This window comes from Sphingomonas sp. Leaf33, from assembly GCF_001421785.1.
Classification (GTDB): domain Bacteria; phylum Pseudomonadota; class Alphaproteobacteria; order Sphingomonadales; family Sphingomonadaceae; genus Sphingomonas.
The window spans coordinates 616,561-623,777 of sequence record NZ_LMLB01000001.1 but is presented as its reverse complement, the minus strand read 5'-3'; the positions used below and the strand labels follow the sequence as shown (position 1 = coordinate 623,777).

At 67.5% G+C, this 7,217-nt stretch carries 6 protein-coding genes and 1 riboswitch; all 6 genes read left to right on the top strand.

The annotated features are described in order from the left end of the window. Positions 1–7: 7 nt before the first annotated feature. The 6 genes from argF (at position 8) to gcvPB (ending at position 7,053) form a co-directional block, all read left to right on the top strand. Complete coding sequence (gene argF / locus ASE86_RS03105) at positions 8–946, top strand: ornithine carbamoyltransferase (protein WP_056422200.1); 939 nt, start codon at positions 8–10, stop codon at positions 944–946. A 150-nt stretch (positions 947–1,096) separates the two neighbouring features. Further along, the gene (locus ASE86_RS03100) at positions 1,097–2,008 is read left to right on the top strand and encodes an Hsp33 family molecular chaperone HslO (RefSeq protein ID WP_056422197.1); all 912 of its coding nucleotides are present in this window, start codon (positions 1,097–1,099) and stop codon (positions 2,006–2,008) included. Positions 2,009–2,073: 65 nt separating this feature from the next. Then, positions 2,074–2,160, top strand: a riboswitch (glycine riboswitch). A gap of 197 nt (positions 2,161–2,357) precedes the next feature. Continuing rightward, a complete protein-coding gene (gene gcvT, locus ASE86_RS03095; protein WP_082441636.1) occupies positions 2,358–3,533 on the top strand; it encodes a glycine cleavage system aminomethyltransferase GcvT in 1,176 nt (391 codons plus the stop codon). After that, positions 3,530–3,901 carry a glycine cleavage system protein GcvH gene (gene gcvH / locus ASE86_RS03090; RefSeq protein WP_056422194.1) on the top strand — a complete coding sequence of 124 codons (372 nt, stop codon included), beginning with the start codon at positions 3,530–3,532 and terminating at the stop codon, positions 3,899–3,901. Before gcvT ends, gcvH begins: the two co-directional genes overlap by 4 nt. 114 nt (positions 3,902–4,015) lie before the next feature. Next, a complete protein-coding gene (gcvPA, locus tag ASE86_RS03085) occupies positions 4,016–5,374 on the top strand; it encodes an aminomethyl-transferring glycine dehydrogenase subunit GcvPA (protein WP_056422191.1) in 1,359 nt (452 codons plus the stop codon). Between the two features lie 107 nt (positions 5,375–5,481). Continuing rightward, on the top strand, positions 5,482–7,053 hold the full coding sequence (gcvPB, locus tag ASE86_RS03080) for an aminomethyl-transferring glycine dehydrogenase subunit GcvPB (RefSeq protein ID WP_056422188.1): 1,572 nt from the start codon (positions 5,482–5,484) through the stop codon (positions 7,051–7,053). Positions 7,054–7,217 lie beyond the last annotated feature (164 nt).

Below are 7,217 nucleotides of genomic sequence, written 5' to 3'. Positions count from 1 at the left end.
TTTGAGAATGCGCCATTTCCGTGACCTGTCCGATGCCGGCGCCGACGGCATCGCTGCGATCCTCGACGATGCGCTGACCCGCAAGCGTGCGCGTGCGCACCTGCCCAAGGGCGCGCCGGACCCGGACGCACCGCTCACCGGGCATACGCTGGCGATGGTGTTCGAGAAGTCCTCCACCCGCACCCGCGTGTCGTTCGACATGGCGATGCGCCAACTCGGGGGCTCCGCACTGATCCTCGACAGCGGCACCAGCCAGCTCGGCCGGGGCGAGACGGTGGCCGACACCGCGCGCGTCCTGTCGGGCTTCTGCGACGCCATCATGGTCCGCACCGACGATCCGGCGAAGCTCGACGAGATGGTCGAATACGCGACCATACCCGTCATCAACGGACTGACCGACGCCTCTCATCCGTGCCAGATCGTCGCCGACCTGCTGGCGGTGGTCGAGGAGGGCAAGTCGCTGCCGGGCCTGAAGTGGGCGTGGCTGGGCGACGGCAACAATGTGCTGCATTCGATCATCGAGGCGGCCGGGCTGTTCAAGTTCAGCGTGATGGCCGGCTGTCCTGAGGGCTATGATCCCGACCCGCGCTGGGCCACGGCCGCGAACGCGCTGCTGGAGGGCACCAACGCCCGCGTCGATATCGACCGCTCCGCTACCCGCGTGATCGCCGGCGCCGACGTCGTGGTGACCGACACTTGGATCTCGATGGGCCAGGCCCATGTCGAGCAGAAGCTGGCGGCGATGATGCCGTATCAGGTGACCGAAGCGCTGATGGCCGTGGCCGACCCGGCGGCGATCTTCCTCCACTGCCTGCCCGCGCACCGTGAGGAGGAAGTGGTGAGCGCAGTGATCGACGGCCCGCAGTCGCGCATCTGGCGCGAGGCGGAGAACCGGCTGCACGCGCAGAAGTCGATCATCCGGTGGTGTTTCGGGCAGATCGGGTGAGTTGAAGGCGATAATCCGCTTTCCTACGTTCTGTTGAACCCCACCACCGTTCGTCCTGAGCTTGTCGAAGGACCGCTCTTCGTGCCGCGCATTTTGTGAGACGAAGAGAAAGGACGGTGCTTCGACAAGCTCAGCACGAACGGAAAATTTGTGGACCAACCCAAACTCCCCGATCTCGACCGCGTGGTCGGTTTCACCATTCCGGCCCGCCATGCGCGCGGGCGGGTCGTACGGGTAGGACCGGTGCTCGACACCATCCTGGGCGCCCACGCCTATCCGCCGCCGATCGAGGCGCTGCTGGCCGAGGCGCTGACGCTGACCGCGCTGCTCGGCAGCCTGCTGAAGGATGCGGCAGGCCAGCTGACGCTTCAGGCGCAGACGAGCGGCGGCATCGTGTCGCTGCTGGTGTGCGATTATCGCGCCGGCGAGCTGCGCGGCTATGTCCAGTTCGACGCCGACCGGCTGGCCGAGGTGGGCGAGAGCCCATCGCTGTTCGCGCTGTTCGGCACCGGGCACCTGGCGATCACGTTCGACCAGGCGACGACCGGCGAGCGGTACCAGGGCATCGTGCCGCTGGACGGCAATTCACTGGCGGAAGCCGCGGAGAGCTATTTCTTCCAGTCCGAACAGATCCCGAGCCTGATCCGCCTGGGTACGCTCCACACCGCAGACGGCGCCTGCCGTGCCGGCGGGCTGTTCCTCCAGCACCTGCCCGAGGGCGAGGACGGTCGCGAACGGCTGCACGTCCGGCTTGACCACCCGGAATGGGAGCATGTCGCCGCCCTCGGCAACACGATGGGCGCGGACGAGCTGGCCGACGGGTCGATCCCGCTCGAGGCGCTGGTCTGGCGGCTGTTCAACGAGGAGGAAGTGGTCCGCGTCGGTGATACGATCGCGCTCGCGAAGGGGTGCCGCTGCGATGTGACCTACATCTCCGAGGTGCTGGCCAAGTTCCCGCCCGAGGATCGCGCCGAGATGGCCGACGAGAACGGCGTGATCTCGGTCGACTGTGCGTTCTGCGCGACGAAGTTTCCGGTGCGGATCGACGAGATTGCCGCTTGAGCAATTGACTTGGATGGAGCCTCTCGCCAAGGCTTCCATCCGTCGAGGGCCGGGGCAACCGGCTCGCGGTACGCGCGGGAGAGAGTGGGAAACCGCCGCCGAAGGAGCAACCGCCCCGGAATCTCTCAGGCACCAGGGACCGCGCGTGGCCCGACACTCTGGAAAGCGTACCCGCTTCGGCGGGTGCCACCGAAGGGGTAACCCCGGCGCATGGGTTTCCATCAAAGTCGTACTTTGATGGGGATGGGTCCGGGGGAAAGCTCTCAGGTTTCCGTGACAGAGGGGGCGATGGACCTGGCCGCGGCAAAGGCGGGTTCGTCGTGACTCTTTTGCGCACGAGGCCCGTCCGATGAGCGACACCGTCATTACCCCGCCCGACTCCGCGCTCGACACGACCGAGCTGCCGCCCGAGACGCTGCCGCTCGACGCCTGGCACCGCGACCACGGCGGCCGGATGGTCGAGTTCGCCGGTTACTGGATGCCCGTCCAGTACGAAGGCATCATGGCCGAGCATCTGTGGGTCCGGACAAGCGCCGGGCTGTTCGACGTCAGCCACATGGGCCAGCTGATGGTGTCGGGCGACGGCGCGACCGCCGCGCTGGAAGCGCTGATGCCGGGCGATTTCGCCGCGCTGAAGGACGCGCGCATCCGCTATTCGCTGCTGCTCGACGACAACGGCGGCATTCTGGACGACCTGATGGTCACGCGGCTCGGGCAGGACGAATTCTACGTCGTCGTCAACGGCGCGACCAAATGGGACGATATTGCCCACATGCGCGAGCATCTGGCCGACGACATCGTGCTCAACCACCTCGACGAACACGCCCTGCTGGCCTTGCAGGGTCCCAAGGCGGTCGATGCGCTCGCGCGGGTCGTGGCCGGCGTCGAGGCGCTCGGCTTCATGCAGGGCGGATCGTTCGAGTGGGATGGCGTGACGCTGGGGATCAGCCGCTCGGGCTATACGGGTGAGGACGGGTTCGAGATTTCGGTCCCCGGCGACCATGCCGTCGCGCTGGCCGATGCGCTGATGGCGCAGAGCGAGGTCAAGCCGATCGGTCTGGGCGCACGCGACTCGCTGCGGCTGGAGGCCGGCCTGCCGCTCTACGGTCACGACCTTGACCCGGAGACGACGCCGGTGATGGCCGACCTGGGCTTCGCGCTGTCGAAGCGCCGCCGCGAGGAAGGCGGCTTCCCCGGCCACGCCCGCATCATGGCCGAACGCGACGGCGGCCTGAAGTCCAAGCGCGTTGGCCTGATCGTCGACGGTCGCCAGCCGGTCCGCGAGGGCGCGACCGTGGTCGATGCCGATGGCCAGGATATTGGCAGGGTCACCTCGGGCGGCTTTGCCCCGACCGTCGGCGCGCCGATCGCGATGGCGTATGTACCGGTCGCGCTGGCCGAGCCAGGCACCAGGATCACGCTGGCCCAGCGCGGCAAGCACCACACGGCGACGGTCACCGCGATGCCGTTCGTTCCCCATCGTTACGTCCGCCAACCCTCTGCCAAAGCTGGAGCTGCGAAATGAGCCGCTATTTCACGCAAGACCATGAATGGATCGAGGTCGACGGCCAGGTCGGCACGGTCGGCATCACCGATTACGCGCAAGGCCAGCTGGGCGACATCGTGTTCGTCGAAGTGCCCGCCGATGGGCGCAGCCTGGCCAAGGGAGACGACGCCGCGGTGGTCGAAAGCGTCAAGGCGGCGTCGGACGTCTACGCCCCGGTCGGCGGCACGGTTCTCGAAGGCAACCCCGCGCTCGCCGACCAGCCGGACCTGGTGAACACCGATCCCGAAGGCGAAGGCTGGTTCTTCAAGGTCACGCTGGGCGACGAAAGCGAGCTCGACGGCCTGATGGACGAGGACGCGTACAAGGCGTTCGTCGCGACGCTTTGACCACTCGGTGCTCCCGCGCAGGCGGGAGCCCAGGGCCACGGGCCTAATCGTTTGTGGCTCTCGGCTCCCGCCTGCGCGGGAGCACGGATCGCAAAATCCAATACGGACATCGTCATGCGCTACCTACCCCTGACCTCCGACGACCGGCAGGCGATGCTCGCCACGATCGGCGCCAAGACCATCGACGAGCTCTTCGCCGACGTGCCCGAAGCCGCGCGCCTTTCCGGCCCGATCGAGGGACTGCCGAACCACGCATCCGAACTCGCGGTCGAGCGCCACATGGCCAGGCTCGCGAGCCAGAACACCGTCGCCGGCGACGTGCCGTTCTTCCTCGGCTGCGGGGCGTACCGTCACCATGTGCCGGCATCGGTCGACCACCTGATCCAGCGCGGCGAGTATCTGACCGCCTACACGCCGTATCAGCCGGAGATCGCACAAGGCACGCTGCAGATGCTGTTCGAGTTCCAGACGCAGGTCGCGCGCCTGCTCGGGACCGACGTCGCCAATGCCTCGATGTACGACGGCTCGACCGCGGCTTGGGAAGCGGTGACGATGGCGCGCCGCGTGACGCGCAAGGCCAAGGCGATTCTTTCGAGCGGCCTGCACCCGCATTACGTTTCGGTCGCCAAGACGATGGCGAAGTACACCGGCGACGTGCTGGAAACGTCGCTGCCGACGCTGGGCGCGGACACCGACATCGACGCGCTGATCGCGGGTATCGATGACGACACCAGCTGCGTCGTGGTCCAGTATCCCGACATCCTCGGCCGCATCGCCGACCTGAAGCCGCTGGCTGACGCGTGTCATGCCAGGAAGGCGCTGCTGATCGCGGTCGTGACCGAGCCGGTCGCGCTGGGCGCGATTCGGAGCCCGGGCGAGATGGACGCCGACATCGTCGTCGGCGAAGGCCAGTCGCTGGGCGTCGGGCTCCAGTTCGGCGGGCCGTTCGTCGGCCTGTTCGGCTGCAAGGAGAAGTACGTCCGCCAGATGCCCGGGCGCCTGTGCGGCGAGACGGTCGATGCCGACGGCAAGCGCGGTTTCGTGCTGACGCTGTCGACCCGCGAGCAGCATATCCGCCGCGAAAAGGCGACGTCGAACATCTGCACCAACTCAGGTCTCTGCGCGCTGGCGTTCTCGATCCACATGACCCTGCTCGGCGAAGCGGGGCTGCGCCGCCTGGCCGCGCTGAACCACGCCGGCGCAGCCCGCGCCGCGGATCGGCTGGCGAAGGTGCCGGGCGTCCAGCTGGTCACGCCGACCTTCTTCAACGAATTCACGTTGAAGCTGCCGAAGGAAGCGCGGCCCATCGTCCGCGAACTCGCCGACCGAGGCATACTGGCCGGCGTATCGCTCGGCCGGCTGTATCCGGGCGAAGGCGACCTCGCCAACGGCCTGGTCGTCGCGGTGACCGAGACGACGACGGCGGAGGACGTCGAGGCGCTGGCTACTGCGCTCGAGGAGGTGCTGGCGTGACCGTCACTCCCCCCTTCGTTCGCACTGAGCTTGTCGAAGTGCTATACTTCCCTTCCGCGCAAGAAGGGCAGGGCTTCGACAAGCTCAGCCCGAACGGGAATTAAATCATGGCTATGAACCAGAGTGGCTGGCGCCCTGAAATGACGCCGAGCGCAAGCGACGCCCCGGCGACCTTCACCGGCAACCGGGCGCTGATGCTGGAGGAGCCGACGATCTTCGAGATCGGGTCGACCGACACCACCGGCGTCGATTTCGCCGATGGCGACGTGTCGGGCTCGCGGCTCGGCGACCTCACCCGAAAGTCCGCGATCGGCCTGCCCGGCCTCTCGGAGCCGGAGACGGTGCGCCACTACACGCGCCTCAGCCGACAGAACTACGCGATCGACCTGGGCCTGTTCCCGCTGGGGTCGTGCACGATGAAGCACAACCCGCGCCTGAACGAGCGCATGGCGCGCCTGCCGGGCTTTGCCGACGTCCACCCGCTCCAGCCGGTCGATACCGTGCAGGGCGCGCTCGGCGTCATCAACGAACTGGCGATGTGGCTGATAACGCTGACCGGGATGCACGGCGTGGCGATGAGCCCGAAGGCCGGCGCGCATGGCGAGCTGTGCGGCATCCTGTGCATCAAGGCGGCATTGGAAGCGCGCGGGGAAGGACATCGAAAGGTCGTGCTGGTGCCGGAGTCGGCGCACGGTACCAACCCGGCGACCGCCGCCTTTGCAGGCTTCCAGGTCGAAGACATTCCCGCCACCGCCGAAGGCCGCGTCGATACCGCGGCGCTGAAGGCCCGCCTGGGCCCGGACGTCGCCGCGGTGATGATCACCAACCCGAACACCTGCGGGCTGTTCGAGCGCGACCTGAAGGAAATCTCGGACGCGGTCCACGCAGCCGGCGGCTACGTCTACTGCGACGGCGCGAACTTCAACGCGATCGTCGGGCGCGTACGTCCCGGCGATCTCGGCGTCGACGCCATGCACATCAACCTGCACAAGACCTTTTCCACCCCGCACGGCGGTGGCGGGCCGGGGTCGGGCCCGGTGGTGCTCTCTGAAGCGCTCAGCCCCTTCGGCCCGCTGCCCTTCACCGCGCGTCACGCCGACGGACATATCCAGCTGATCGAGGAGGAGACGGCGGGCGACGACCATCCCGATACCTTCGGTCGCATGGTCGCGTTTCACGGCCAGATGGGCATGTTCACGCGCGCGCTGACGTACATCCTCAGCCACGGTGCCGACGGCCTCCGCCAAGTCGCCGAGGACGCCGTGCTCAACGCCAACTACGTCCTGCGTTCGCTGGAGGGAACGCTCGACGCGCCGTTCGCGGCGTCGGGGCCGTGCATGCACGAGGCGATCTTCAGCGACGCCGGCATGGCACAGGGCTTCACCACGCTCGACATCGCCAAGGGGCTGATCGACGAGGGCTATCACCCGATGACGGTGTACTTCCCGCTGGTCGTCCACGGCGCGATGCTGGTCGAGCCGACCGAAACCGAATCGAAGGCCGCGCTCGATCAGTTCATCGGCGCGCTGCGATCGGTGGCGGAGCGGGCGAAGGCGGGCGACGCAGCTCTGAAATCTGCCCCGCATTACGCCCCGCGCCGGCGGCTCGACGAGACGCTGGCGGCGCGCAAGCCCGTGCTGGTGTGGAAGGACATGCCGGTCAAGGAAGCCGCGGAGTAACGCCCCGATCCCTCCCCCGTTCGTGCTGAGCTCGTCGAAGCACTGCCCTTCTTCGTGCTACACAGCCTGTCGCTCGAAGAAGAACAGCACTTCGACAAGCTCAGTGCGAACGGGGAGCGGGGGCAGCCCGTCCCTCGACTTCGCTCGGGGCGAACGGTTAGGGT